Here is a 24,504-nt window from a genome sequence, read left to right as displayed (position 1 = left end):
TTCAATCCTGAACGCTTTTTTTGTGGTCACGAGAGAAATATTCAAATGACATTGGTGTATTCAGGGTGCCGTTTGAGGTAGGCAACGGTATATGAGCAGACGGGGTGGACTCTCCAGTTGTTGTTGCTGGCGGTTTCCAGGGCAAAACGGGTCATTTCTGCCGCAATACCACGTCCGCCCACTTCTTTGGGAACCAGGGTATGTAAAACATGCATCACATTGTTATCAAGCCGGTACTCAATCAGGCAGGTATGGCCATCAATTACCGCCTGGAAACGGGATTGTTCGGGAAGGTGCTGGATAGTTAAACTCATTGGCTTGCCTTGGCTGGGGATAAGAATATGATCATGATAATACTTTATATGGCAGCAGGCCAATATGTGCTTGCTGCCGCAAGGGTTTATGCCGTTTTAGCGGGTGAGTAAAATACCCCACACCACGCACATGCAAAGAATGCCAATAAAACAGCAACCCCACAGACCAAGCAGGGGCCATTTGATTTTAACGGGCACTTGCGATGGAATGACATGAGGCAAAATGCGATTGGCATGGCCAATCAGCCAGAACTGCACATTGGGGAAAAACAGCCTGAAAAAATAGTCCAGCAAAATCGAGCAGCGAACGGACAGGGAAAACCGGTGAAAAGGCTGCATGCTTAAATACGGGTGCTTCAGCATTTCATTGGTGGGTTTCAGGGAAAAGAAAATCAGGTAGAGGCCGGAAAATGATGCAATCAGGAAACAGGCCATGAGTATTGCAATGGCATAGGTCAATATCAATTCAATCATAAGAAAGGGAATAAATCTCGGGTTGGCTTGTAAATAATAAATTAACGAAGGATTTTAACCGAAGTTGGGCGACTTGTTTTTTTGGTGATATTCATTCAATATCATAGGATTTTTAATTTATATCAGGCGGGTATTGATATTGCCATGATTCTTTTATTTTTTATTTGATACACGCCAAGCGCTGGTCGGTACAGTAGCTATAAATATGAACAAGAATGCATCAGCAATCGCTGGTGAAAAATACATAAAACAGGAGATGGAACATGACACAGGAAGCAAAATTATTGGGCGAGGGTTTTTACTGGCAGGATCTGGAAGTTGGACAGAAATTCAAAACCTTTAAACGTACGATTACAGAAACCGATATTGTTAATTTTATAAGCGTTACCGGCATGCTGGAAACCATTTTTATTGACAAGACTTTTAATGCTGGTGCCATTAAGGGACGTCCGGTGCCCGGTGCACTCACGTACAGCATTATCGAAGGCATGTTGATGCAAACTATGGTTCAGGGAACCGGCCTTGCTTTGCTGGAAGTGCATAAAAAAATGCTGGCCCCTGTGGTTGCCGGTGATACGATTTGGGCCGAAGTAGAGGTCACAAAGGTAAGACCAACCTCCAAACTTAACCGTGCCGTGGTTTCAACACATATTAATATCAAGAACCAGGATGATATAACGGTGATTAGTTATGACGTAACTCGCATGTTATCAGGACGTTAATTTGAAGCATTACCAATAATAATTTTAAATTTAAATTAAGTGGGTGGTTTGTTATGCTTGACGTTCTTGACCTGGCTTATCTTCCTCAAGAAGAAAACCAATTTCGAGGTGAATTGCGGGCTTTTATTAAAGAAACCACGCAGGAAATGGATGCTTACGCACGGGCCCGTTCATGGATGGGTTTTGATGCCGGGTTCAGCAAAAAACTGGCTGCCAAAGGTTGGTTGGGGCTTACTTTGCCCAAGCAGTATGGCGGTGCGGAAAAAGGTTATTTTTCCCGTTTTGTATTGTCTGAAGAGCTGTTGGGTGCCGGGGCGCCGGTTTCGGCTCACTGGATTGCCGACCGCCAGAGCGGTCCTTTGATTCTGCGTTATGGCACAGAGGCGCAGAAACAGTTTTATTTGCCAAAGATTTGTCAGGGGGAGGCTTTTTTCTGCATAGGCATGAGCGAACCCGACTCCGGTTCTGATCTTGCCAGCATTAAAACCAGGGCGCAAAAAAATGACAAAGGCTGGCTGCTTAATGGCAGCAAGATATGGACCACCAATGCCCATCAGTCACATTATATGATTGCCTTGGTGCGCACTTCAGGAGAGGCGGGTGACCGGCATAAAGGGTTGTCTCAGGTGATTATTGACTTAAGCCTGCCAGGTGTTACGGTACGCCCCATTGTTGATGTGGCCGGTGACGCACATTTTTCTGAAGTGTTTTTTACGGATGTTCAGCTGGCTGATGACGCCCTGATTGGCAATGAAGGCGATGGTTGGGAGCAGGTGAATGCTGAACTGGCCTTTGAGCGCAGTGGCCCTGAGCGTATTTATTCCAGTATGGCTCTGGTGGAGTGTTTTCTGAAAGAGTGCCGGCAACAAGGCTGGCAGTCTGAGCGAGTGCAGGTCACGCTGGGTGGCATTGTTGCCCGACTTGCCGTATTGAGAACCATGTCATTGGCGATTACCAGCAAACTGGCCAAGGGTGAAAACCCTTCGGTAGAGGCATCGCTGGTTAAGGATTACGGTACTGGACTTGAACAGGATATTTCCAAGTTGATTGCTGACTGCATGGGTGGGCATCCCGAATGGACGCCTTCCGTTGAGCTGATCAAGACCCTGGCTTTGGTGGATCAGGTTTGTCCTTCCTATTCCTTGCGTGGCGGTACTCGCGAGATATTGCGAGGTATTATTGCCCGGGGCTTGGGCTTGCGATAAGAAGAGATAAAAATGGACAATTCAAGTATGAATAATCTTTTTGATGAGGCTGTGGGCCGTTTGTTTGCCGATGTTTCAGAGAAATCAGGTAACCGCCTGAATTTATCGTGCACAGATTATGAAACGATCTGGTCAGAAATAGCGGGTTCTGGTTTTTTGGATGTGATGCTGCCTGAGGAACAGGGAGGGGCAGGGTTGAGTCTGAAAGAGGCCGGTAACCTGTTCAGGCAGGAAGGATATTTTAACTTGTCTGTTCCTTTTTCCAGTACTCTGCTGGCCAGGAGTTGGCTGGATAGCAACGGGTTGGCCGTACCTGATGGATCTATTGTGATTGCCACCATGGGGGTACAGGTGTCCGAAGGGCAGGGGCGGATAGTGATTAATAAATTGCCTTTTGGTCACCAGGCAGCCAGGTTTTTGGTGTTGGTTAATCAGTCATGTTATTTACTGGCCCAGGAAAAAGCCGTGGTTCATGAGGTTTACCACGCAGGGTTGTTTGCCAGCGTGAGCTGGCATCTGGAAGAGGCGATTGAGCTGGAGGTGTCTGCGCAAGCTTTGGAAGATTTGCGTAATCTGGCTGCTTTGGCCGCATTGGTGCCCAGTGTGGGTGCTATGGAACGGATTTTTGAAATGACGCTGGAGTATGCCAATCAAAGGCAGCAATTTGGCCGACCTTTAAGCAAGTTCCAGGCAATCCAGCATCAAATCAGCGTCTTGGCAGAACAAGTATGGGCCGCACGCATGGCAGCGCAAATTGCATGTAACAGCAATAATCATCATCCAGATCCCAATTTATTGGCCATTGCTAAATACCAGGTCAGTTTTGTGTCCGATCAGGTCGCCGATATTTCCCATGCGATTCATGGCGCGATTGGCATCACAGAAGAGTATGTCTTGCATTTTTACACCCGACGCGTGCGGGAGTTCAAGTCTGAAGCAGGTACTCAGTCCTACTGGGCAGGGAAATTGGGTCGATATGTGTTGGAAACAGAGGGGGAAACAGTGCTTTCAATGTTGACCGGGGAGTTGTGTCCCGATGCTTGAAAAAGTACCGGGTATGATCGGACTTTTGATGCAAAACAAACTTTCTGTTGTTTTTGATCAATACGGAAAACCTGAAAAAAATAGCCACCTGATGGTGGCTATTTTTCATTCATTGACTGGGATTATTTAAGCAGATCGGCTACACCGTCACGCTCTTCCAGCAATTCTTTAAGGGTGAAATCCATGCGCTCACGAGAGAATGCGTCGATTTCCAGGCCTTCAACACGTTTGTATTCACCATTTTCAGTCGTAACAGGAACACCGTAGATGATGCCTTCGGGGATACCGTAAGAGCCATCTGAGGGAACGCCCATGGTGACCCATTTGCCGTTTGAGCCCAACACCCAGTCACGGATGTGGTCAATGGCGGCATTGGCTGCAGATGCGGCAGAAGACAGACCGCGTGCTTCGATAATTGCTGCGCCACGTTTGCCAACGGTAGGGATGAAGGTTTCACGGTTCCATGTTTCGTCGTTGATGAGCTTGTCCAGGGACTCGCCGTTGACAGTAGCGAAACGGGTGTCTGGGTACATGGTTGGAGAGTGGTTGCCCCAAACGATGAGGTTTTCGATGTCTTTAACTGCTTTGCCAGATTTCTGGGCCAGTTGGGTAAGCGCGCGGTTGTGATCCAGACGCAACATGGCGGTGAAGTTTTTGGCAGGCAGGTCGGGGGCGGATTTCATGGCAATATAGGCATTGGTGTTAGCGGGGTTGCCAACAACCAGCACTTTTACATCACGGCTCGCCACAGCGTTAAGTGCCTTACCCTGGGCGGTGAAAATTTGCGCATTGACTTGCAGCAGGTCTTTACGCTCCATGCCAGGGCCACGGGGGCGTGCACCCACCAACAGAGCGATGTCAGCATCTTTGAATGCGGTCATGGGGTCGCTGTGAGCGGTTATTTCCTGCAGAAGTGGGAATGCGCAATCGTCCAGTTCCATCATGACGCCTTTAAGCGCTTTTTGTGCTTTTTCGTCTGGGATTTCAAGCAATTGCAAAATGACCGGCTGGTCTTTGCCTAACATTTCGCCTGAGGCAATACGAAATAGCAATGCGTAACCGATTTGACCGGCAGCACCAGTAACGGCAACGCGCAGGGCTGGCTTGGACATAAATGTTTCTCCAAAATAGATATGAACGTAAAGAGGTAAGAGCCTTAAGAGCGTATGCGGCAGCCCAATATTGGCACCGGATTATTCATGAAAACTCTTATTGATAATTGCCGATAATCTTAGAATAAAATCCGTTTTTCGTCAAATTGTCTTATAACTTATATCTTATATAAGAATAGACATAAACCCTTGGGTATGAAATAATGTCGCACGTTAATTCAGGTTTTCATTATTCTGTAAATATGTCAGTGTCATCATCCTTAACCGGCAAAGGTGGCGCCATTAGTGGTGCCGCTTTCAGTCCTTTGTATAAGCAAATCAAAGCGTTGCTTGTACAAAGTTTGCATGCCGGTGAATGGAAGCCCGGCGAAAGCATTCCCAGTGAGCTAGACCTTGCCTCCCGGTTTCAGGTCAGTCAGGGAACCGTGCGCAAGGCAATTGATGAACTGGCCGCCGAGAATCTGTTGATCAGACGTCAGGGTAAAGGCACGTTTGTTGCCACTCACCATGAAGCCCAGGTTCGCTACCGTTTTTTGCGGCTTACTCCCGATAATCCCGAAAATAATCAGCGTGCACAAAGTACAATACTTGAATGTAGCCGGCAAAAGGCAACACAGGAAATGGCTCGCATGCTCGAAATTCGTTCTGGAGATACGCTTATATATATAAAGCGCATTATGAATTTGGGTAACCGGCCAAGCGTTATCGATGAAATCTGGTTGCCTGCCGATGTCTTCAAAGGGCTTACCAGCGAGATACTGATTCATAACAAAGGGCCGCTTTATGGTTTGTTTGAGACAAAATTTGGTGTCAGTATGGTTCGGGCGGAGGAGAAGATAAGGGCTGTTGCGGCAAGTCCGCAAATAGCTGATTTTCTTAATGTTTCTGAAGGTTTTCCTTTGTTGCAGGTGGATCGTGTCTCTTATACTTATGGAGATCGGCCCATGGAAATTCGCAGGGGATTTTATCTGACCGATCAATATCATTACAGAAATAGTTTAAACTAGAGGCCGTTTTGGTTAGTGCCGGTTCAAAAGAAGTAATATTGGCCGGGTTTGTTTTTTGTTATATATCGTTTCATTATTTTGAGGCCGTTATGTCAGACTCTACGTCAAAGCCACGTCGGGAATTTCGCAATCTCGATTTAGAGCTTATTGCAGTTAAATACCGCCTGCCCACTGCCGGTAAAGTGTCAATTTTGCACCGTATCAGTGGCGCACTTCTGTTTTTAAGCTTACCTATTATTCTGATACCTCTTTTTGCTGCCAGTGTGGCATCACCAGAAAGCTTTGAGGCTTTGGGAAGCGGGTTTGGTGGCTTCTTGCTGAAACTCATTCTGCTGGTTATTTTGTGGGGCTTCATGCATCACTTGTGTGCCGGTATCCGGTACCTGACCCTTGATTTGCATATCGGCATGGATAAAGTATCCGCCCAGAAAAGTGCAGCGATTGTTTTGGGTACAAGTATTGCCCTTACCCTGATTTTTGCAATTAAACTGTTTGGAGCTCTGTAATGGCAACTCATGAACAAATCGGTAGGAAACGCCTGGTTGTGGGTGCACACTATGGCTCATTTGATTTTCTCGTCCAGCGCATGACTGCGGTCATCCTGGCTGTTTATTCTGTTTTATTCCTGATCTGTGCCCTGTTCACATCCATCAACTATGAGTCATGGAAAGGTTTCTTCACCTTTACCTGTTTTGGCTTGCCTTTGGGTCAAATCTCAGCCACGCTGGCTTTTTTCTCTCTGGCCTGGCATGCCTGGGTAGGTGTACGTGACATTTGGATGGACTATGTGAAACCGGCAGGCCTTCGTGTGGCCCTGCATGTATTAACCGTATTGTGGTTAATTGGTTCAGTCTTGTTTTTCGCGAATATTGTTTGGAGTCTATAAGCCGTGGTCGCAATTAATTCTTCATTGCCACGCCGCCAGTTTGATGCGGTGGTTGTGGGCGCCGGCGGGGCCGGTATGCGTTGTTCCTTGCAGCTTGCGCAGGCTGGTCTTAAAGTTGCTGTTTTATCCAAAGTGTTTCCAACCCGTTCGCACACTGTAGCGGCTCAAGGTGGTATTGGTGCATCTTTGGGTAATATGAGCGAAGATAACTGGTACTGGCACATGTACGATACCATCAAAGGTTCCGACTGGCTCGGTGACCAGGATGCTATCGAATTCATGTGTCGTCAGGCTCCCGAAGCGGTTTACGAGCTTGAACACTTTGGTATGCCTTTTGACCGTAATGCTGATGGCACAATTTACCAGCGTCCATTTGGTGGTCATACCGCCAATTTTGGTGAAAAGCCTGTGCAACGCGCCTGTGCCGCTGCTGACCGTACCGGTCATGCCTTGTTGCACACACTGTATCAGCGTAACGTTGCAGCCAAAACCCACTTCTTCGTGGAATGGATGGCGCTTGACCTGATCCGTAACGATGCCGGTGATGTTCTGGGTGTGACTGCCCTGGAAATGGAAACAGGTGATATTTATATCCTTGAAGCCAAGAAAACCATTCTGGCAACAGGTGGTGCAGGTCGTATCTGGGCCGCTTCCACCAACGCATTCATCAATACCGGTGACGGTCTTGGCATGGCGGCGCGCGCTGGCATCTGCCTGCAAGATATGGAATTCTGGCAATTCCACCCAACCGGTGTTGCCGGTGCGGGCGTGCTGATTACTGAGGGTGTTCGCGGTGAGGGGGGTATCCTGCTCAATAAAGACGGTGAGCGCTTCATGGAGCGTTATGCACCTACCCTTAAAGACTTGGCTCCACGTGACTTCGTGTCCCGCTCAATGGACCAGGAAATCAAGGAAGGTCGCGGCTGTGGTCCGGATGGCAACTACGTTGTGTTGAAACTGGATCACTTGGGTGCCGACGTCATTAACAAACGTTTGCCATCCATTCGTGAAATTGCGATCAAGTTCGGTAACGTCGACCCCATTAAAGAGCCTATTCCTGTTGTGCCAACCATTCACTATCAAATGGGTGGTATTCCTGCCAACTATCATGGTCAGGTTGTTACCTGGGAAAATGGCGAAGAAAAAGTGGTTAACGGTCTGTACGCCATTGGTGAATGTGCGGCCGTATCGGTACACGGTGCTAACCGCCTGGGTACCAATTCTTTACTTGATCTGGTTATTTTCGGTCGTGCAGCCGGTAATCACATTGTTGACTCTCATCCGGAAAAACAACGTGAACACCAGCCTCTGGCTAAAGAGTCTGTAGAAGCTTCCCTGGCTCGTGTCAATGCTCTTGAAACCCGTACTTCCGGTGAGAAAGTACAGGACGTTGCCAATAGCATTCGTGTTTCAATGCAGCAGCACTGTGGTGTATTCCGTACATTGAAACTGCTGAACGAAGGTGTGGGTCAAATCGACGAACTGGCAGAGCAGGTCAAACGCATCAGTTTCAAAGACAAGTCAAAAGTGTTCAACACGGCACGTGTTGAGGCGCTTGAAGTTGAGAACATGATTGAAGTAGCGCGTGCAACCATTAAATCAGCAGCCAATCGCACTGAAAGCCGTGGTGCCCATGCACTGAATGATCATCCGGAACGTGATGATGAAAACTGGTTGAAACATACCTTGTGGCATTCTTCAGATGGCCGCCTGGAATACAAACCGGTTCACATGAAACCACTGACTGTTGAGTCATTCCCACCTAAAGCACGCACTTTCTAAGCAGGATATTATGAGTACTAAACGTATCGTCAAATTTGAAATTTACCGCTACGATCCTGATAAGGACGAGCGTCCCTACATGCAAAAGCTTGACGTCGAGCTTCAGCCTACAGACAAAATGTTGCTTGATGCGATTGTTCGCATTAAAAATGACGTTGATGACAGTCTTGCAATCCGTCGTTCTTGCCGTGAAGGGGTTTGTGGTTCAGATGCCATGAATATCAACGGTAAAAACGGCTTGGCATGCACCACCAATCTGCGTGACCTGAAAGAGCCGATCGTTCTTCGTCCATTGCCTGGTTTGCCGGTTATTCGTGACCTGATCGTGGATATGACGCACTTCTTCAATCAGTATCACTCAATTCGTCCGTATCTGATTAACGAAACACCGCCACCAGAAAAAGAGCGCCTGCAAACTCCCGAGGCTCGTGAGGAGCTGGATGGTTTGTATGAGTGTATTCTTTGTGCATGCTGCTCTACCTCCTGTCCGTCTTTCTGGTGGAATCCAGATAAATTTGTAGGTCCTGCAGGCTTGTTGAATGCTTATCGCTTTATTGCAGACAGTCGTGACCAGGCTACTGCAGAGCGTCTGGACGATCTTGAAGATCCGTACCGTTTATTCCGTTGTCACACAATCATGAATTGTGTTGATGTTTGTCCTAAAGGATTGAACCCAACAAAAGCAATCGGCAAGATCAAGGAAATGCTGGTTCGCCGTTCAATCTAAGTAGTTTGTTTATGGACAAATTAACGGAATTGGAACGGGCCCGCCTTCGTTGGCGGGCTCGTCGGGGACTTCTAGAAAACGATTTGATCATTACCAAATTTTTGGATCGTTATGAATCTTCGTTAACCAACGAAGATGTAAAGTCCCTGACTCAACTTTTTGAGCTGGATGATAACAATTTACTCGACCTTTTGTTGGCGCGTTCAGAGCCAGAAGGTGACTATGATACGCCTAATATAAACCGTCTGATCGGTCTGATGCGTGCAGGGTAAGGTGAGTAAAAAATTATCGTGTTGTATAAACTAATAAGGAATATAGATGAAATTGTCTGAAAAAAAAGCTACGCTCAGCTTTTCCGATGGTAGTAATCCCGTTGAATTTCCAGTGTACCAAGGTACAGTGGGTCCAGATGTTATAGACATTCGCAAGTTGTACGGTCAGACAGGCATGTTTACCTATGACCCAGGATTCCTGTCTACGGCATCATGTGAGTCTGCCATTACCTACATCGATGGTGATAAAGGTCAATTGTTGTACCGTGGTTATCCAATCGAGCAGTTGGCTGTTAATTGCGACTTCATGGAAACCAGCTACTTGCTGTTGAATGGCGAGTTGCCAAATGAGAAACAAAAAGCCGATTTCAATCATCAGGTTACCTATCACACCATGGTTAACGAGCAAATGCAGTTTTTCCTGCGTGGCTTCCGCCGTGATGCGCACCCTATGGCCATCATGACGGGTCTGGTAGGTGCGATGGCTGCTTTCTACCATGATTCTACCGATATTACCAATCCAGAGCATCGCCACATTTCAGCCATTAGGCTGTTGGCCAAAATGCCTACATTGGTGGCAATGACCTATAAGTATTCTCAGGGTCAGCCTTTCATCTATCCTCAGAATGATTTGTCATATACAGGTAATTTCCTGCGCATGATGTTTGCAACACCTTGTGAAGATTACAAGGTTAATGACGTTGTTGAGCGTGCTCTTGATCGCATCTTTATCTTGCATGCCGATCACGAGCAAAATGCGTCTACTTCTACTGTGCGTCTATGCGGCTCTTCAGGTACCAACCCATTTGCAGCGATTGCTGCAGGTGTTGCCTGCTTGTGGGGGCCAGCTCATGGTGGTGCCAATGAAGCTTGCCTGAACATGCTTGAGCAAATTCAAGCCAATGGTGGCATTGCGAAAGTGGGCGAATTCATGGAGCAGGTTAAAGACAAGGAATCAGGTGTTCGCTTGATGGGCTTTGGTCACCGTGTGTACAAAAATTATGATCCACGTGCCAAATTAATGCAGGAAACATGTAAAGAAGTCCTGACTGCCCTGGGTCTCGAGAATGATCCTCTGTTCAAGTTGGCCATGGAACTGGAGCGTATCGCTCTTGAGGATCCATACTTCGTTGAACGTAAACTGTATCCTAACGTTGACTTCTACTCTGGTATTGTTCAGCGTGCAATCGGTATTCCTACTTCTTTGTTCACGGCAATTTTTGCTTTGGCACGTACAGTAGGCTGGGTTGCGCAGTGGAACGAAATGATCTCTGATCCTGCATACAAGATCGGTCGTCCCCGTCAGCTGTTTACCGGTGAGATTGCTCGTGATGTAGTGGAAATTTCCAAGCGCTAATTTTTTGCCCGGTATTTCCAGCCAGTTTGAAAAAGCCCTTCAGGATAATTCCTGAAGGGCTTTTTATTTGGGAAAAAAAACGATCAGTTGTTATAAGGCATCAGTTGTTATAAGGCGTATTTATGCAGTATTTGCCTGCACCACCCAGAAAAATAACCAGCGCACCCACCAGAAAAAGAGCGGGTAATTCGGGTACCCAGCCGCCCGAGCGGCTGAATGAAGACAGTTGCCCCATATGGACAAGGAAAAAGGCAAATAGCATATTCACTGCAATGACCAGGGCGGCAGGGCGTGTATAAAGGCCAATAATGACCATGATTGGCGCAATGACCTCGCCCGCATAAACGCCATAGGCGATAAATGCGGGTAAGCCTTTGGCGGTTACCATGCCAATGAGCGGATCGATTCCGTTCGTGATTTTGATCAAACCATGAAACAGGATCAGAAAGCCCACCCCAAGTCTGAGCAGCAGTTTGGCAAGATCATCGCTTTTCAACAAAACCTAGTTTCCTTGTGATTGCTGCGCGTCAACAACGGCCAGTGCGGTCATATTGACAATACGGCGTGTGGTTGCGCTGGTGGTAAGGATATGTACCGGTTTTGCTGCGCCCAGCAGGACAGGACCCATCGCAATACCATTGCTTCCCGTCATTTTCAGCATGTTATAGGTAATATTGCCAGTGTCCAGGTTTGGCATGATTAACAGATTGGCACGTCCTTTGAGCGTAGAGTCGGGGAAAGCATTAAGCCGGATTTTTTCTGACAGGGCAGAGTCGGCATGCATTTCGCCGTCCACTTCCAGTAATGGTGCGCGTTCGGCAATAATTTCACGGGCGCGGGCCATTTTTCGGGATGATTCGCTTGGGCGGCTGCCAAAGTTGGAGTGGGACAATAGCGCGATTTTGGGTGTGATGCCAAAGCGAATCATTTCTTCGGCAGCCTGAATGGTAATGTCGGCAATTTGTTCGGCACTTGGGTTTTCATTAACGTGTGTATCGCAAATGAACAGGGTTTCATCAGGCAACATGAGCACGTTCATGGCGGCAAAAGTCTGGGCGCCGGGTTTCAGGCCAATGACCTCTTCGACATATTTAAGCTGGTTGTCAAACTTGCTTGAAACGCCACAAATCATGGCATCGGCATCACCGCGTTCCATAAGCATGACACCAATAAGCGTATTGTGTTTGCGAACCATGGCTTTGGCAATGTTGGGAGTAACGCCATCCCGTGCTTTCAGTTTATAGTAGGCTTGCCAGGTTTCATTGAAACGGTCGTCATCTTCCGGATTGACAATCTCAATGTTTTTCCCGTTAATCAGGCGCAGGCCCAGTTTTTCAATACGCATGTTGATGACGGAAGGACGGCCGACCAGGATGGGGTAAGCCAGTTTTTCGTCGATAACGGTTTGGGCGGCATGCAGGACACGCTCATCTTCGCCATCCGCGAAAACAACCCGTTTGGGGGCTGATTTTGCCTGTTTGTACAAAGGACGCATCAACTGTCCGGAGTGGTAGATAAAACTCATCAGCTGGCTGCGGTAGGCATCCATGTCCTCAATGGGGCGTGTGGCCACGCCAGAGTCCATGGCAGCCTGTGCAATAGCGGGTGCAATTTGTACAATAAGACGTGGGTCAAACGGTTTGGGAATGATGTATTCAGGGCCGAAATTCAGGTCCTGATCCTGGTAAACCGAGGCGACTTCATCATTTTGTTCAGCTTGAGCCAATTCAGCAATGGCGGTAACGCAGGCCAGTTTCATTTCTTCGGTAATGCGGGTGGCGCCAACATCAAGCGCACCGCGGAAAATGAATGGGAAGCACAGTACGTTGTTGACCTGGTTGGGATAGTCGGAACGGCCGGTGGCAATAATACAGTCGGGGCGTGCTTCTTTGGCATCTTCGGGAAGAATTTCAGGGTCGGGATTGGCAAGGGCCAGAATCAGGGGTTGATTGCCCATGGACTTGACCATGTCTTTGGTAAGAACACCCGCAGTGGAGCAACCCAGGAAAACATCGGCGTTTTTAATGACATCGGCCAGGGTGCGCGCATCGGTATCCTGGGCGTAGCGAGTCTTGTTCTCTTCCATGTTTTCATCGCGTCCTTTCCAGATCACGCCACGGGAGTCACAAACATAAATGTTTTCTTTGTTGATGCCGACCTTGACAAGTAAGTCGAGGCAGGCAATGGCAGCGGCACCAGCGCCTGAGCAGACCAGTTTGACGTCTGCCGGATTCTTGTTGACAATTTTAAGTCCATTCAGAACAGCAGCTGAAGAAATGATGGCGGTACCGTGCTGGTCATCATGAAACACGGGGATGCGCATGCGCTCACGCAATTTTTTCTCAATGTAGAAACACTCGGGGGCTTTGATGTCTTCCAGATTGACCCCGCCCAAAGTAGGCTCAAGTGCGGCAATAATATCGACCAGTTTGTCGGGGTCGTGTTCGGCAAGTTCGATGTCAAAAACATCCACACCGGCAAACTTCTTGAACAGGCATCCTTTTCCTTCCATGACCGGTTTGGCGGCAAGCGGGCCAATATTGCCCAGGCCAAGTACTGCCGTACCGTTAGTAATCACGCCAACCAGATTGGAGCGGGACGTGTATTTGGAGGCCGCTTCGTCACCGTCATTAAAGATGGCCATACAGGCCGCAGCCACACCGGGAGAATAAGCCAGGGAAAGATCGTCCTGGTTGGCCAGTGGCTTGGTTGGTGTCACTGAAATCTTGCCGGGAGTAGGGTGGGCGTGATAGTCCAGTGCCAATTTAGTGAAATCGTGATTCATAGTAGAGAAGACCCTATTGTATTTTTAGTTTGATAAATTAAAACTAATCGTGTTTATAAAGCAACGAATTATACAAATATACCAATTTGCCAGTCAGTAAGCATTAATAATCTTTTGTTTTTGAAAACTTTATAGAGAAAAGCTTGTTAAATGGGGGTATACTTTTAGGTTATTGGCTTTTAAGGCTAGTACGTGCCTTCTGCCCCGCTATCCGCTATTCGGTCTAGCCGTAACGCGGAAGGTATTCCTGCATCCAAAGGGTGAAACACTCATACCGGTGAAGCGTTTATGACTACGGAAATTGAAAAGAAATTATCCACATCTTATTTATTTGGCAGCAATGCCACCTATGTCGAAGAGCTTTATGAAGCTTACTTGGACAATCCTGATTCAGCACCAGAAGAATGGCGTGCTTATTTTGATCAGTTGCAGCATTTGCCCGCAACCGACGGCTCCACGGGAACCCGCGATCAAAATCACAGTTCTGTCATTACTTCATTTGCCCAGCGTGCCAAAGCCAATGCTTTTGCCGTTCAGCAAATTGCACCTCCCAACCTTGAAGTGGCCAGCAAACAACTGCATGTGCAGTCTCTGATTGCTGCTTACCGTTCATTGGGTGTGCGTCTGGCAACCCTGGATCCCCTGAAACGTCGTGAACGCCCCGAAATCCGCGAGCTCGATCCAGCCTTTTACGGTCTGACCGAAGCCGACCTTGATGATGTGTACTCTGCAACGAATACCTACTTCACCAAGAAAACAACCATGACTCTGCGTGAAATTCTCAATGCCCTGCGCGATACTTACTGCCGCAGCATTGGTGCCGAATTCATGCATATGTCCGATCCTGCCGCCAAGCGCTGGGTCCAGGAACGCCTGGAATCCATTCAAAGCAATCCCAATTTTAATGCAGAGCAGAAAAAACGTATTCTGCAGCAGCTGACTGAAGCCGAAGGTCTTGAGCGTTTCCTGCATACCAAGTATGTAGGTCAAAAACGATTCTCTCTTGAGGGTGGTGAAAGCTTTATCGCCTCCATGGATGAAATCGTCAATCACTCAGCCGCCCGTGGCGTGCACGAAATCGTAGTAGGCATGGCTCACCGTGGTCGTCTTAACATGCTGGTCAATATCATGGGCAAAATGCCTGGTGACCTGTTTGCCGAGTTTGAAGGCAAGCATGCTGAAGGCCTGACCGATGGTGACGTGAAATACCATAACGGCTTCTCCAGTGACCTGTCTACCCCTAGCGGCCCGGTTCACCTGTCTTTGGCCTTTAACCCGTCCCACCTGGAAATTGTCAACCCGGTCGTAGAGGGTAGTGCACGTGCGCGTCAAGAGCGCCGTGAAAATGGCAAGCAGCAGGTTCTGCCCGTACTGGTGCACGGTGACTCGGCGTTTGCCGGTCAGGGCGTGGTTATGGAAACCCTTAACCTTGCGCAAACCCGTGGTTATGGCACCGGTGGCACGATTCATATCGTGATTAATAACCAAATCGGCTTCACCACTTCTGATCCACGCGACGTGCGTTCAACCCTGTATTGTACAGACGTTGTCAAAATGATTGAAGCGCCCGTTTTCCACGTAAACGGTGATGATCCTGAAGCGGTTGCTTTCGTTTCCCAACTGGCGGTTGACTATCGCATGGAGTTCGGTCATGACGTCGTAATCGATATCATTTGCTTCCGCAAACTGGGTCATAACGAGCAAGATACCCCGGCATTGACACAGCCATTGATGTACAAAAGCATCAGTGTTCATCCCGGTACACGTAAACTGTACGGTGACAAACTGGTTGCCCAAGGCGTGCTTGATGCCGACGGCCCCGACCAAATGGTCAAGGAGTATCGTCAGTTAATGGAAGACGGCCAGAAAACCGTTGAGCCTGTATTGACAGACTACAAAAACAAATACGCAATCGACTGGACCCCATTCCTGGGCGCCAAGTGGACAGACCATGCCGATACAGCCGTTCCGTTGGCAGAGCTCAAGCGTATTGGTGAAAAAATCACCACGATTCCAGAAAACTTTACACCTCATAATCTGGTCAAGAAACTGTTGAACGACCGTCGCAAAATGGCTGAAGGCGAGCAAAACCTCGACTGGGGTATGGGTGAGCACCTGGCATTTGCAACTTTGGTTGCTTCAGGTTATGCCGTGCGTATTACCGGTCAGGACTCAGGTCGTGGCACATTTACTCACCGTCACGCGGTATTGCACGATCAAAAACGTGAGCGCTGGGACGATGGTACATATATTCCCCTGCAGAACGTCACCGAGAATCAGGCTCCCTTTACCGTTATCGACTCTGTGCTGTCTGAAGAAGCGGTGCTGGGCTTTGAATATGGTTATGCCTGTTCAGAACCCAATACACTGACTATCTGGGAAGCCCAGTTTGGCGACTTCGTCAACGGTGCCCAGGTTGTCATTGACCAGTTCATTTCCTCCGGTGAGGCAAAATGGGGCCGTCAATGCGGTCTGACCATGATGCTGCCACACGGTTACGAAGGACAGGGCCCAGAACACTCATCTGCCCGTATCGAGCGCTTCCTGCAACTGTGTGCCGACAACAACATGCAAGTGGTTCAGCCTACCAATGCTGCCCAGATTTTCCATTTGTTGCGTCGCCAGATGATTCGTCAGTTCCGCAAGCCTTTGGTCATCTTTACACCAAAATCACTGCTGCGTAACAAAGATGCAACTTCTCCGTTAACTGATTTGTCCTCTGGTGAATTCCAGACGGTCATTCCTGAAGTCAACACGGAAATCAAGGCAGAGCAAGTCAAGCGTATTCTGGTTTGTTCAGGTAAGGTTTATTACGATCTGGTTAATGCCCGTACTGAACGCGAAGCCAATGATGTGGCCATTATTCGTGTTGAGCAGTTGTATCCGTTTGCCCACAAGGCATTTGAAGCGGAAATAAAAAAATATCCTAATGCCACAGAAGTTGTTTGGGTTCAGGATGAACCTCAGAACCAAGGACCATGGTTCTATATTCAGCATCATCTGTATGAGAACATGACTGCCGGTCAGAAACTGTCTTATGCAGGCCGCAATGCTTCTTCTTCTCCAGCGGTTGGCTACATGGCTAAACACGTAGAGCAGCAAAAAGCGCTTATTGAACAGGCATTTGCGCCGAAATTAAAAGGTTTTATCCTAACCAAGTAATTGGACTAACATATTTTACGGATTAAAAAAAATGGCTATTATTGACGTTATCGTTCCCCAATTATCAGAATCAATTTCTGAAGCGACCCTGCTCGAATGGAAAAAGAAAGTAGGTGAAGCGGTTACCCAAGACGAAACCCTGATCGAAGTTGAAACAGATAAAGTGGTTCTTGAAGTGCCAGCACCGGCATCAGGCGTGATTGTTGAAATTGTAGAAGGCGATGGCAGCACCGTGACTGCAGAACAGTTGCTGGCTAAAATTGACACCGAGGCAACGGTAGGTGTGGCAGCTGCTCCTGCAGCCGCTGAAGCTGCTCCGGCTGTTGCTGCGCCTGCCGCGGCAGAAAGCAAAACAGTAAGTGGTGTGGCTTCACCTGCCGCCAGCAAAATCCTGTCAGAAAAAGGCATCAGCGCTGCTGATGTGGCTGGCTCCGGTCGTGACGGTCGTGTCACCAAAGCTGATGCTGTGGCTGCTTCTGCACCTGCCAAATCAGTGGCTGCGCCTGCTGCGCCGCTGTCTGTTTCCCTGGACGGTCGTCCAGAACAACGCGTGCCAATGACACGTCTGCGTGCCCGCGTTGCTGAGCGTCTGCTGCAGTCCCAGTCTGAAAATGCAATCCTGACCACTTTCAACGAAGTCAACATGAAAGCGGTTATTGATCTGCGTAACAAATACAAAGAAAAATTCGAGAAAGAGCACGGTATCAAACTGGGATTCATGTCTTTCTTTGTCAAGGCAGCTGTTGCCGCCCTGAAAAAATACCCCATCCTGAATGCTTCTGTAGATGGCAAGGATATTGTTTACCACGGTTACTTTGATATTGGTATCGCGGTTGGCAGCCCACGTGGCCTGGTTGTGCCTATCCTGCGCAATGCCGATCAAATGTCTATTGCCGACATCGAGAAAAAAATTGCCGAGTTCGGTGCCAAGGCACGTGATGGCAAGCTTACGCTTGACGAATTGACAGGTGGTACCTTCTCCATCTCCAACGGTGGTACTTTCGGTTCCATGCTGTCCACACCTATCATCAACCCACCACAATCAGCCATTTTGGGTATTCACGCCACGAAAGATCGTGCTGTTGTCGAGAACGGTCAAGTTGTTATTCGCCCAATCAACTTCTTTGCCATGTCTTATGATCACCGCATTATCGATGGTCGCGAAGCCGTACTTGGTCTGGTTGCCATGAAAGAAGCGCTGGAAGATCCACAACGCCTGTTGCTTGATCTGTAATCAATACATGGTCTACACACGCCCCCTTACGGGGCGTGGTTCTTTATATGCACCCATTGTGCATGCGAATGAATTAAATTAAAGAGAATTATTATGTCTACTCAATTTGATGTGGTTGTTATTGGTGCCGGACCTGGTGGGTATATTGCCGCTATCCGTGCTGCGCAGTTGGGCAAAAAAGTGGCATGTATCGATGCCTGGACTGACGAAGCCGGTAATCCAAAACCCGGTGGTACATGTACCAACGTGGGTTGTATTCCTTCCAAAGCCCTGTTGCAATCATCCGAACACTTCGAGCAGGCCAATCATCACTTTGCCGAGCACGGTATTGAAGTGGGTAGTGTCAAACTCAAACTCGACACGCTGATCGGTCGCAAAGATACCGTTGTCAAGCAAAACAATGACGGTATCCAGTTCCTGTTCAAAAAGAACAAAGTCACTTTCTTTTCTGGCAAAGGCGAATTTGCCGGTAAAGCGGCTGATGGCAGCTACAACATTAAAATCAGTGGTAAAAAAGAAGAAACCATTACCGCTTCACACGTTATTGTGGCAACCGGTTCACAACCCCGTGCCTTGCCTGGCCTGGCTTTCGACGAAAAACAGGTTCTGTCCAACGATGGAGCCTTAAGCATTCCTGCCGTCCCTAAAAAACTGGGTGTGATCGGTGCGGGTGTAATTGGTCTTGAACTGGGTAGCGTATGGCGTCGTCTGGGTGCCGAAGTTGTGGTGCTTGAAGCCGCTCCTGATTTCCTGGCAGTGGCCGATGCCCAAGTTGCCAAAGAAGCGCAAAAAGCCTTCACCAAACAAGGCCTGGTTATTGAAACTGGCGTGAAAATTGGTGAAATCAAACAAACCGAGAAAGCAATTACCATTCCTTACACCACCGCCAAAGGTGAGGAGCAGTCCCTGGTGGTTGACAAGCTGATCGTATCTATCGGTCGTGTTCCTTACACCACCGGTTTGAATGCAGAGGCCGTTGGCCTGCAACTGGATGAGCGTGGTTTCATTGTGGTTGATGCCGATTGTAAAACCAATTTGCCTAACGTATGGGCAGTTGGTGATGTGGTGCGTGGCCCCATGCTGGCACACAAGGCAGAAGAAGAAGGTGTGGCGGTTGCCGAGCGTATTGCCGGTCAGCACGGTCATGTCAACTTCGATACGATTCCTTCTGTTATTTACACCTCTCCTGAAATTGCCTGGGTGGGTAAAACAGAGCAGGCGCTTAAGGCCGAAAAACGTGAAATCAAAGTGGGCAGCTTCCCTTTCCTGGCCAATGGTCGTGCACGTGCATTGGGCGATACGACCGGTTTTGTGAAAATCATTGCCGATGCCAAGAGCGATGAAGTCCTGGGCGTTCACATTATCGGCCCAATGGCGTCAGAACTGATTGCAGAAGCCGTTACGATCATGGAATTCAAAGGTGCGGCTGAAGACATTGCCCGTATCTGCCATGCACACCCAACTTTGTCTGAAGCAATGAAAGAAGCAGCCCTTGCGGTTGATAAACGTGCATTGAACTTTTAATCAAGTTGGTACTGTTTTAAGTTTTGCTTGAAATAGCAGGCCTGCGGCTCGTGGTTGGTGTTCCCTGAACAGCCAGCCAGGCTGCAGGCCTTTTTAATATAATGAATTTTTAAACTTGAATTTATCGTCATGAATGTTTTGCAGTATTATGAAAAAGCGCTGGGTGAACGCGGCTACAAGGCAGATGCGGCACAGCAGCAGGCAATCCGTCGCTTGCAGAAGTATTATGATGATTGGATCGGCTTTAAGGAGCAGCGCTCGAACAAGCTGAAAAAATTGTTCAGCCGACCGGCTATCCCCAAAGGTGTCTACATGTGGGGTGGGGTGGGGCGAGGTAAAAGTTTTCTCATGGATTCTTTTTACCTGACTGTGCCGGTAAAGCGTAAAACCCGGATTCATTTTCATGAGTTCATGCGCGGCGTGCATTTGCAACTGCAGCAAATCAAGGGTACCCAGGATCCGCTTGATGAGGTGGCGCGCCGTATTGCAAAAAAATATCGTTTGATCTGTTTTGATGAGTTTCACGTATCGGATATTGCCGATGCAATGATTCTGTATCGTCTGTTGCTGAAACTGTTTGAGTATGGCACCTCATTTGTGATGACATCCAATTACGAACCTTCTACCCTGTATCCGGACGGATTGCACCGTGACCGCATCCTTCCGGCCATCAAGCTGATCCAGGAACGGATGGATGTGCTTAATGTGGATACTGGGGTGGATTACCGTTTGCGTACGCTGGAACAGGTCAAAATGTATCATACCCCCCTGACCGAACAAACCCGGCATGAATTGCAGCAGGCGTTTGATCAGCTCTCGGATACGGCTGTTCAGGATCCGGTCTTGCATATCGAGAACCGTGAAATCCGTGCCGAAGCCGTGGGTGGGTCTGTGGTGTGGTTTTCATTTGCCACCTTGTGTGGCGGGCCTCGTTCGCAAAATGATTACCTTGAGCTGGCCAATCGTTTTCATACGATTATTTTATCTGACGTACCCAGAATGCGTCCCAAACATGCCTCTGAAGCCCGTCGTTTTACCTGGCTGATTGATGTCTTATATGACCACAAGGTCAAGCTCATCATGTCTGCCGAATGTGAGCCGGATGAGTTATATACCGAAGGCACGTTGTCCAATGAGTTCCATCGAACGGTTTCACGTATCATGGAAATGCAATCAAAAGAATATCTTGAGTCTGAGCGAAGGGAATCGGTCAGTCTGTAAATGGGGAATTAAAATTCATGAGTAAAAACAAAAGAGTGCTAACCGGGATCACGACCTCCGGAACACCACATCTGGGCAATTATGCCGGGGCCATCCGGCCTGCCATTAATGCCAGTCGTGAAGAGAATGTGGATGCCTTCTTTTTTCTGGCTGACTATCACGCCCTGATCAAATGTGATGATCCCATGCGAGTGGCACGTTCACGTCTGGAAATTGCCGCCACCTGGCTGGCTGCCGGCCTTGATACCGACAAGGTTACTTTTTATCGTCAGTCGGATATTCCCGAGATACCCGAGCTCAGCTGGATTCTCACCTGTCTGACGCCCAAGGGTTTAATGAATCGTGCGCATGCCTACAAAGCCTCGGTAGACCAGAATGTGGCCAAGAACGTGGAGCCCGATGATGGCGTCAATATGGGTCTGTTTTCATACCCCATCCTGATGGCGGCCGATATTCTCATGTTCAATGCCAATAAGGTACCGGTTGGTCGTGACCAGATTCAGCACCTTGAAATGGCCCGTGATATTGCCCAGCGTTTTAATCATCAGTATGGGGCAGGACGCGATTATTTCACTTTGCCTGAAGTTCACATCGAAGAAGAAGTGGCAACCCTGCCGGGGCTTGATGGTCGTAAAATGTCCAAAAGCTATAACAACACGATTCCCCTGTTTGAGGGGGGCAGCAAGTTGCTGAAAGCAGCTATTGCCCGTATTCAGACCGACTCCCGTCTGCCCGGTGAGCCCAAAGATCCTGATGAGTCCCACTTATTCACGATTTACCGTGCTTTTGCGGGCCAGGAAGAGGTAGCGGCTTTCAGGCAGCAGCTACTGGATGGTATGGGCTGGGGTGATGCCAAGCAGGCGCTGGGTGATTTGCTAGAAAATACGCTGGCACCCATGCGTGAGCGTTACAACGAACTCATGTCCAGGCCTGACCAGATTGAAGAAATCCTGCAGGAGGGCGCCCAAAAAGCGCGCCGTGAAGCCACGCCGTTTATGAATGAAATTCGCCAGGCGGTTGGCTTGCGCAATGCCTTGGCGGTAAAAGCGACGCCCAAAGAGCAGAAGAAAACGACCAAGGTTGCCCGATTTGTCAGCTTCCGCGATGAAAACGGACGTTTTCGTTTCCGCCTGATTGCGGCAAGCGGACAGGAGTTACTGCTGTCCATTCCTTTTGATAATCCGAAAGATGCCGGGTTGGTGACCAAGCGTCTGCAGACTGCAAACATTCTCGAGCTGATCACGAAAAACGAACTGGGCGGCAGTTTTGAGGTCAAGCTTGACGGGCAGGTAGTGGCCAATGGTTTTCCCACTTCCAGTTCATCGGAACTTGATGCTAATATCAAGCTTCTAAATGAAGCAATTGAATCAATGAAAGCATAAAGAGGATGTGACGTGGGCCAAACAGCATTGACAATAATTACGGAACAAGATCATGGCGTGGTAATTGACCTGGTATACGCCACACCCGATAATCTGGCTGGTAAAGTGGTTTACCAGGAAGCTGTTTGTGCCCTTCATCCCGATGCGGAAGCCTGTTTGCGCAAGGCGGCTGGCTATGCGTTACAGGCTGGCCTGACACTTAAGGTTTTTGATGCTTATCGTCCTGGCAAGGCCCAGGAAATTTTTTGGTCGGTTCTATCAGACGCCCGGTATGTTTCTGATCCGTCACAAGGCTCCAATCACTCGCGCGGTGTCGCTGTTGATGTCACGCTGTTAAACGAAAGTGGGCAGGAGCTGGATATGGGAACCGGCTTTGACGATATGCGGGAACTGTCTCATCATGACCGCAAGGACTTGCCATCCGAAGTACAAAAAAACCGCCTGTTGCTGCTGGGTATCATGCTACATGCCGGGTTTATCTCCATCCCTTCCGAGTGGTGGCATTATGAACTGCCCAATAGCCGTGCATACCCCATGATTGACAGTGATCTTGTAAAAGTGTGAGGGTCTTTCTGTCTTTTTTTTCCGAAAGGAAATTATTTTTACCAATCGGGTAAACAACTATTTCTGAATTAAATTTATTTTGATAAGATGTCCTGTGTTCCGGTCGATATTCATTGGGAGAAATCGCATATGTCAGGACATCGCATTTACAGAAAATTACTGCTTACGGTCTTTGCTTCGGCGCTTGGTTTTTCAGTAGCCATGCCGGGTGCAATGGCGGCAACACCGAAAGACACGCTGGTAATTGCCAAATCAGCCGATCCGCAAACGCTTGATCCGGCTGTGACCATCGATAATAACGACTGGACCGTGACTTACCCCAGTTATCAGCATCTGGTTAAATACAAAAAAGGTTCTACCGAGGTGGAAGGCGATCTGGCCGAAAGCTGGACCGCTTCCGATGATAACCTGACATGGACTTTCAAACTTAAACCGGGGCAAAAGTTTGCCGATGGCAGCGATGTCAATGCTGACGCGGTCAAATATACCTTTGATCGGCTTTTACGTATCAAACAGGGGCCTTCCGAGCCTTTTCCTGCCATGCAAACCAGTGTGAAAGATCCGCTAACGGTTGAGTTCAAACTTGAAACACCGTTTGCGCCTTTCCTTTACATTCTGGCCAATAACGGGGCGGGTATTATTAATCCGGCCGTAGAAAAAGCCGAGGGTGGGGCAGATAATTTCCTGGCGGGCAATACGGCCGGTTCAGGTCCTTACCAAATGACAAAGTGGGAGAAAGGCCAAGCCATCCAGCTTGAACGGAATCCTCACTATGGTGGTGAAAAACCGGCACTGGATAAGGTTCTGTTGAAAATCATTCCCGATGCATCGGCCCAGCGCCTGCAATTGCAAAACGGCGATCTGGATATTGTGGCCAAATTGCCGGTTGACCAGATTGAGTCCTTGAAAGGCAAACCCGGTGTTCATTTCGAGAAGGTGCCCTCCTTGTTGGTTACCTATCTGTACCTGAACAATAAAACCGGGCCGATGGCCAACCTGGATGCCCGTAAAGGCGTTGTGCAAGCGATTGATTACGAAGGAATTGTTGAGGGCGTACTGAATAATCAGGGTAAACAGCTCAAGGGTCCCATTCCAGATGGCATGTGGGCGTATGATGATTCCAACCCCGATTTCAAACAGGACCTTGATGCTGCCAAGGCCAGTTTCGCCAAGGCAAATCTGGGCAAACAGGATCTGATATTGCTCTATTCAAATCGTGATGCCAACTGGGAGCCCATTGCCCTGACGACCCAGGCTAACCTGGCTGCCCTGGGAGTGAATGTCAAACTTGAAAAACTTGCCAATGCAACGATGCGTGATCGCCTGGGTAAAGGAGAGTTTGATATTGCCATTGGTAACTGGAGTCCCGATTTTGCCGATCCGTACATGTTCATGAATTACTGGTTCGATTCTGAAAAAGGCGGCTTGCCTGGTAACCGTTCTTTCTACTCAAATCCCGAAGTCGACAAGCTGATTCGCAAGGCAGCTGAAATCAGTGATCAGGAAGAGCGCACCAAATTGTACCAGCAGGCTCAGAAAATGGTATTGGACGATTTCGCCTATGCCTATCTGTTCCAGAAAAGTGAGGAAATCGGTTTGCGTGATAATGTGAAAGGTTTTGCGTATAATCCCATGCTTGATGACGTTTATAACGTGCAAGATATCAACAAGGAATAATCGGATTATCAATAAACATTAACAGGCAAAAACGCCCTTTTAACGGACGTTTT

The 24,504-nt window shown here is 48.4% G+C and carries 23 protein-coding genes; 18 read left to right on the top strand and 5 right to left on the bottom strand.

Annotated elements, in window-relative coordinates; genetic code table 11:
- Nucleotides 1-41 precede the first annotated feature (41 nt).
- Both KU392_RS06945 and KU392_RS06940 read right to left on the bottom strand, forming a co-directional pair.
- Complete coding sequence (locus tag KU392_RS06945) at nucleotides 42-314, bottom strand: GNAT family N-acetyltransferase (protein WP_169295156.1); 273 nt, start codon at nucleotides 312-314, stop codon at nucleotides 42-44.
- Nucleotides 315-410: 96 nt separating this feature from the next.
- On the bottom strand, nucleotides 411-788 hold the full coding sequence (locus tag KU392_RS06940; protein WP_169295155.1) for a hypothetical protein: 378 nt from the start codon (nucleotides 786-788) through the stop codon (nucleotides 411-413).
- Nucleotides 789-1,051: 263 nt separating this feature from the next.
- Between KU392_RS06940 and KU392_RS06935 the strand changes: the two genes are divergently transcribed.
- From KU392_RS06935 to KU392_RS06920, 4 genes are read left to right on the top strand one after another with little or no spacing between them, the layout of a single operon-like run.
- A complete protein-coding gene (locus KU392_RS06935; protein ID WP_169295154.1) occupies nucleotides 1,052-1,510 on the top strand; it encodes a MaoC family dehydratase in 459 nt (152 codons plus the stop codon).
- A gap of 53 nt (nucleotides 1,511-1,563) precedes the next feature.
- Nucleotides 1,564-2,715 carry an acyl-CoA dehydrogenase family protein gene (locus tag KU392_RS06930; protein WP_169295153.1) on the top strand — a complete coding sequence of 384 codons (1,152 nt, stop codon included), beginning with the start codon at nucleotides 1,564-1,566 and terminating at the stop codon, nucleotides 2,713-2,715.
- Between the two features lie 12 nt (nucleotides 2,716-2,727).
- Entirely contained in the window at nucleotides 2,728-3,759 is a 1,032-nt protein-coding gene (locus KU392_RS06925) for an acyl-CoA dehydrogenase family protein (RefSeq protein WP_169295152.1), read from the top strand.
- The gene (locus KU392_RS06920) at nucleotides 3,752-3,889 is read left to right on the top strand and encodes a hypothetical protein (RefSeq protein WP_169295151.1); all 138 of its coding nucleotides are present in this window, start codon (nucleotides 3,752-3,754) and stop codon (nucleotides 3,887-3,889) included. Before KU392_RS06925 ends, KU392_RS06920 begins: the two co-directional genes overlap by 8 nt.
- On the opposite strand, the gene KU392_RS06915 is transcribed toward KU392_RS06920, so the two are convergent.
- Complete coding sequence (locus KU392_RS06915) at nucleotides 3,882-4,871, bottom strand: malate dehydrogenase (RefSeq protein WP_169295150.1); 990 nt, start codon at nucleotides 4,869-4,871, stop codon at nucleotides 3,882-3,884. The two genes, KU392_RS06920 and KU392_RS06915, sit on opposite strands and share 8 nt — an antisense overlap.
- A 242-nt stretch (nucleotides 4,872-5,113) precedes the next feature.
- Between KU392_RS06915 and KU392_RS06910 the strand changes: the two genes are divergently transcribed.
- The 7 genes from KU392_RS06910 (at nucleotide 5,114) to KU392_RS06880 (ending at nucleotide 10,902) form a co-directional block, all read left to right on the top strand.
- Nucleotides 5,114-5,878: a GntR family transcriptional regulator gene (locus KU392_RS06910; protein ID WP_169295149.1), complete on the top strand. Its 765-nt coding sequence runs from the start codon at nucleotides 5,114-5,116 to the stop codon at nucleotides 5,876-5,878.
- A gap of 89 nt (nucleotides 5,879-5,967) precedes the next feature.
- Complete coding sequence (sdhC, locus tag KU392_RS06905) at nucleotides 5,968-6,384, top strand: succinate dehydrogenase, cytochrome b556 subunit (RefSeq protein ID WP_169295148.1); 417 nt, start codon at nucleotides 5,968-5,970, stop codon at nucleotides 6,382-6,384.
- Nucleotides 6,384-6,764: a succinate dehydrogenase, hydrophobic membrane anchor protein gene (sdhD, locus tag KU392_RS06900; RefSeq protein ID WP_169295147.1), complete on the top strand. Its 381-nt coding sequence runs from the start codon at nucleotides 6,384-6,386 to the stop codon at nucleotides 6,762-6,764. Before sdhC ends, sdhD begins: the two co-directional genes overlap by 1 nt.
- Before the next feature lie 3 nt (nucleotides 6,765-6,767).
- A complete protein-coding gene (gene sdhA, locus KU392_RS06895; RefSeq protein ID WP_169295146.1) occupies nucleotides 6,768-8,546 on the top strand; it encodes a succinate dehydrogenase flavoprotein subunit in 1,779 nt (592 codons plus the stop codon).
- A 10-nt stretch (nucleotides 8,547-8,556) separates the two neighbouring features.
- Nucleotides 8,557-9,273, top strand: a complete 717-nt coding sequence (locus KU392_RS06890; RefSeq protein WP_169295145.1) for a succinate dehydrogenase iron-sulfur subunit — start codon at nucleotides 8,557-8,559, stop codon at nucleotides 9,271-9,273.
- Nucleotides 9,274-9,284: 11 nt separating this feature from the next.
- On the top strand, nucleotides 9,285-9,545 hold the full coding sequence (locus KU392_RS06885; RefSeq protein ID WP_169295144.1) for a succinate dehydrogenase assembly factor 2: 261 nt from the start codon (nucleotides 9,285-9,287) through the stop codon (nucleotides 9,543-9,545).
- Nucleotides 9,546-9,591: 46 nt separating this feature from the next.
- Nucleotides 9,592-10,902 (top strand): citrate synthase, encoded by a 1,311-nt coding sequence (locus tag KU392_RS06880; RefSeq protein WP_169295143.1) that lies wholly within the window; start codon nucleotides 9,592-9,594, stop codon nucleotides 10,900-10,902.
- A 100-nt stretch (nucleotides 10,903-11,002) separates the two neighbouring features.
- Here KU392_RS06880 and KU392_RS06875 read toward each other — a convergent pair whose 3' ends face one another.
- Nucleotides 11,003-11,401, bottom strand: a complete 399-nt coding sequence (locus KU392_RS06875) for a DoxX family protein (protein ID WP_169295142.1) — start codon at nucleotides 11,399-11,401, stop codon at nucleotides 11,003-11,005.
- A gap of 3 nt (nucleotides 11,402-11,404) precedes the next feature.
- Nucleotides 11,405-13,687, bottom strand: a complete 2,283-nt coding sequence (locus KU392_RS06870; protein ID WP_169295141.1) for an NADP-dependent malic enzyme — start codon at nucleotides 13,685-13,687, stop codon at nucleotides 11,405-11,407.
- 288 nt (nucleotides 13,688-13,975) lie between these two features.
- Here KU392_RS06870 and KU392_RS06865 point away from each other — a divergent pair, with 288 nt between their 5' ends.
- The 7 genes from KU392_RS06865 to KU392_RS06835 all read left to right on the top strand — a co-directional run bounded on the left by KU392_RS06865 (nucleotide 13,976) and on the right by KU392_RS06835 (nucleotide 24,451).
- Nucleotides 13,976-16,849 (top strand): 2-oxoglutarate dehydrogenase E1 component, encoded by a 2,874-nt coding sequence (locus KU392_RS06865; protein ID WP_217734942.1) that lies wholly within the window; start codon nucleotides 13,976-13,978, stop codon nucleotides 16,847-16,849.
- Nucleotides 16,850-16,880: 31 nt separating this feature from the next.
- Nucleotides 16,881-18,083, top strand: coding sequence for a 2-oxoglutarate dehydrogenase complex dihydrolipoyllysine-residue succinyltransferase (gene odhB, locus KU392_RS06860; RefSeq protein ID WP_169295139.1), 1,203 nt, complete (start codon nucleotides 16,881-16,883; stop codon nucleotides 18,081-18,083).
- 93 nt (nucleotides 18,084-18,176) lie between these two features.
- Nucleotides 18,177-19,607: a dihydrolipoyl dehydrogenase gene (lpdA, locus tag KU392_RS06855; protein WP_169295138.1), complete on the top strand. Its 1,431-nt coding sequence runs from the start codon at nucleotides 18,177-18,179 to the stop codon at nucleotides 19,605-19,607.
- A 129-nt stretch (nucleotides 19,608-19,736) separates the two neighbouring features.
- Complete coding sequence (zapE, locus tag KU392_RS06850; protein WP_169295137.1) at nucleotides 19,737-20,828, top strand: cell division protein ZapE; 1,092 nt, start codon at nucleotides 19,737-19,739, stop codon at nucleotides 20,826-20,828.
- Nucleotides 20,829-20,845: 17 nt separating this feature from the next.
- Nucleotides 20,846-22,210 carry a tryptophan--tRNA ligase gene (locus tag KU392_RS06845; protein WP_217734941.1) on the top strand — a complete coding sequence of 455 codons (1,365 nt, stop codon included), beginning with the start codon at nucleotides 20,846-20,848 and terminating at the stop codon, nucleotides 22,208-22,210.
- Between the two features lie 12 nt (nucleotides 22,211-22,222).
- The gene (ddpX, locus tag KU392_RS06840) at nucleotides 22,223-22,774 is read left to right on the top strand and encodes a D-alanyl-D-alanine dipeptidase (RefSeq protein ID WP_169295135.1); all 552 of its coding nucleotides are present in this window, start codon (nucleotides 22,223-22,225) and stop codon (nucleotides 22,772-22,774) included.
- A 129-nt stretch (nucleotides 22,775-22,903) separates the two neighbouring features.
- Nucleotides 22,904-24,451 (top strand): ABC transporter substrate-binding protein, encoded by a 1,548-nt coding sequence (locus tag KU392_RS06835; protein WP_169295134.1) that lies wholly within the window; start codon nucleotides 22,904-22,906, stop codon nucleotides 24,449-24,451.
- The last annotated feature ends 53 nt before the right edge of the window (nucleotides 24,452-24,504 follow it).

Origin of the sequence: Advenella alkanexedens (genome assembly GCF_019132845.1) — a bacterium.
Taxonomy (GTDB): Bacteria; Pseudomonadota; Gammaproteobacteria; order Burkholderiales; family Burkholderiaceae_B; genus Advenella; species Advenella alkanexedens.
This window is presented reverse-complemented; position numbering and strand designations above follow the sequence as displayed.

Bases quoted from the DNA above. Each gene is read 5' to 3' on its own strand.
- KU392_RS06945 (WP_169295156.1), bottom strand. From the start codon at position 314: ATGAGTTTAACTATCCAGCACCTTCCCGAACAATCCCGTTTCCAGGCG.
- KU392_RS06940 (WP_169295155.1), bottom strand. From the start codon at position 788: ATGATTGAATTGATATTGACCTATGCCATTGCAATACTCATGGCCTGT.
- KU392_RS06935 (WP_169295154.1), top strand. From the start codon at position 1,052: ATGACACAGGAAGCAAAATTATTGGGCGAGGGTTTTTACTGGCAGGAT.
- KU392_RS06930 (WP_169295153.1), top strand. From the start codon at position 1,564: ATGCTTGACGTTCTTGACCTGGCTTATCTTCCTCAAGAAGAAAACCAA.
- KU392_RS06925 (WP_169295152.1), top strand. From the start codon at position 2,728: ATGGACAATTCAAGTATGAATAATCTTTTTGATGAGGCTGTGGGCCGT.
- KU392_RS06920 (WP_169295151.1), top strand. From the start codon at position 3,752: ATGCTTGAAAAAGTACCGGGTATGATCGGACTTTTGATGCAAAACAAA.
- KU392_RS06915 (WP_169295150.1), bottom strand. From the start codon at position 4,871: ATGTCCAAGCCAGCCCTGCGCGTTGCCGTTACTGGTGCTGCCGGTCAA.
- KU392_RS06910 (WP_169295149.1), top strand. From the start codon at position 5,114: ATGTCAGTGTCATCATCCTTAACCGGCAAAGGTGGCGCCATTAGTGGT.
- sdhC (WP_169295148.1), top strand. From the start codon at position 5,968: ATGTCAGACTCTACGTCAAAGCCACGTCGGGAATTTCGCAATCTCGAT.
- sdhD (WP_169295147.1), top strand. From the start codon at position 6,384: ATGGCAACTCATGAACAAATCGGTAGGAAACGCCTGGTTGTGGGTGCA.
- KU392_RS06890 (WP_169295145.1), top strand. From the start codon at position 8,557: ATGAGTACTAAACGTATCGTCAAATTTGAAATTTACCGCTACGATCCT.
- KU392_RS06885 (WP_169295144.1), top strand. From the start codon at position 9,285: ATGGACAAATTAACGGAATTGGAACGGGCCCGCCTTCGTTGGCGGGCT.
- KU392_RS06880 (WP_169295143.1), top strand. From the start codon at position 9,592: ATGAAATTGTCTGAAAAAAAAGCTACGCTCAGCTTTTCCGATGGTAGT.
- KU392_RS06870 (WP_169295141.1), bottom strand. From the start codon at position 13,687: ATGAATCACGATTTCACTAAATTGGCACTGGACTATCACGCCCACCCT.
- KU392_RS06865 (WP_217734942.1), top strand. From the start codon at position 13,976: ATGACTACGGAAATTGAAAAGAAATTATCCACATCTTATTTATTTGGC.
- odhB (WP_169295139.1), top strand. From the start codon at position 16,881: ATGGCTATTATTGACGTTATCGTTCCCCAATTATCAGAATCAATTTCT.
- lpdA (WP_169295138.1), top strand. From the start codon at position 18,177: ATGTCTACTCAATTTGATGTGGTTGTTATTGGTGCCGGACCTGGTGGG.
- zapE (WP_169295137.1), top strand. From the start codon at position 19,737: ATGAATGTTTTGCAGTATTATGAAAAAGCGCTGGGTGAACGCGGCTAC.
- KU392_RS06845 (WP_217734941.1), top strand. From the start codon at position 20,846: ATGAGTAAAAACAAAAGAGTGCTAACCGGGATCACGACCTCCGGAACA.
- KU392_RS06835 (WP_169295134.1), top strand. From the start codon at position 22,904: ATGTCAGGACATCGCATTTACAGAAAATTACTGCTTACGGTCTTTGCT.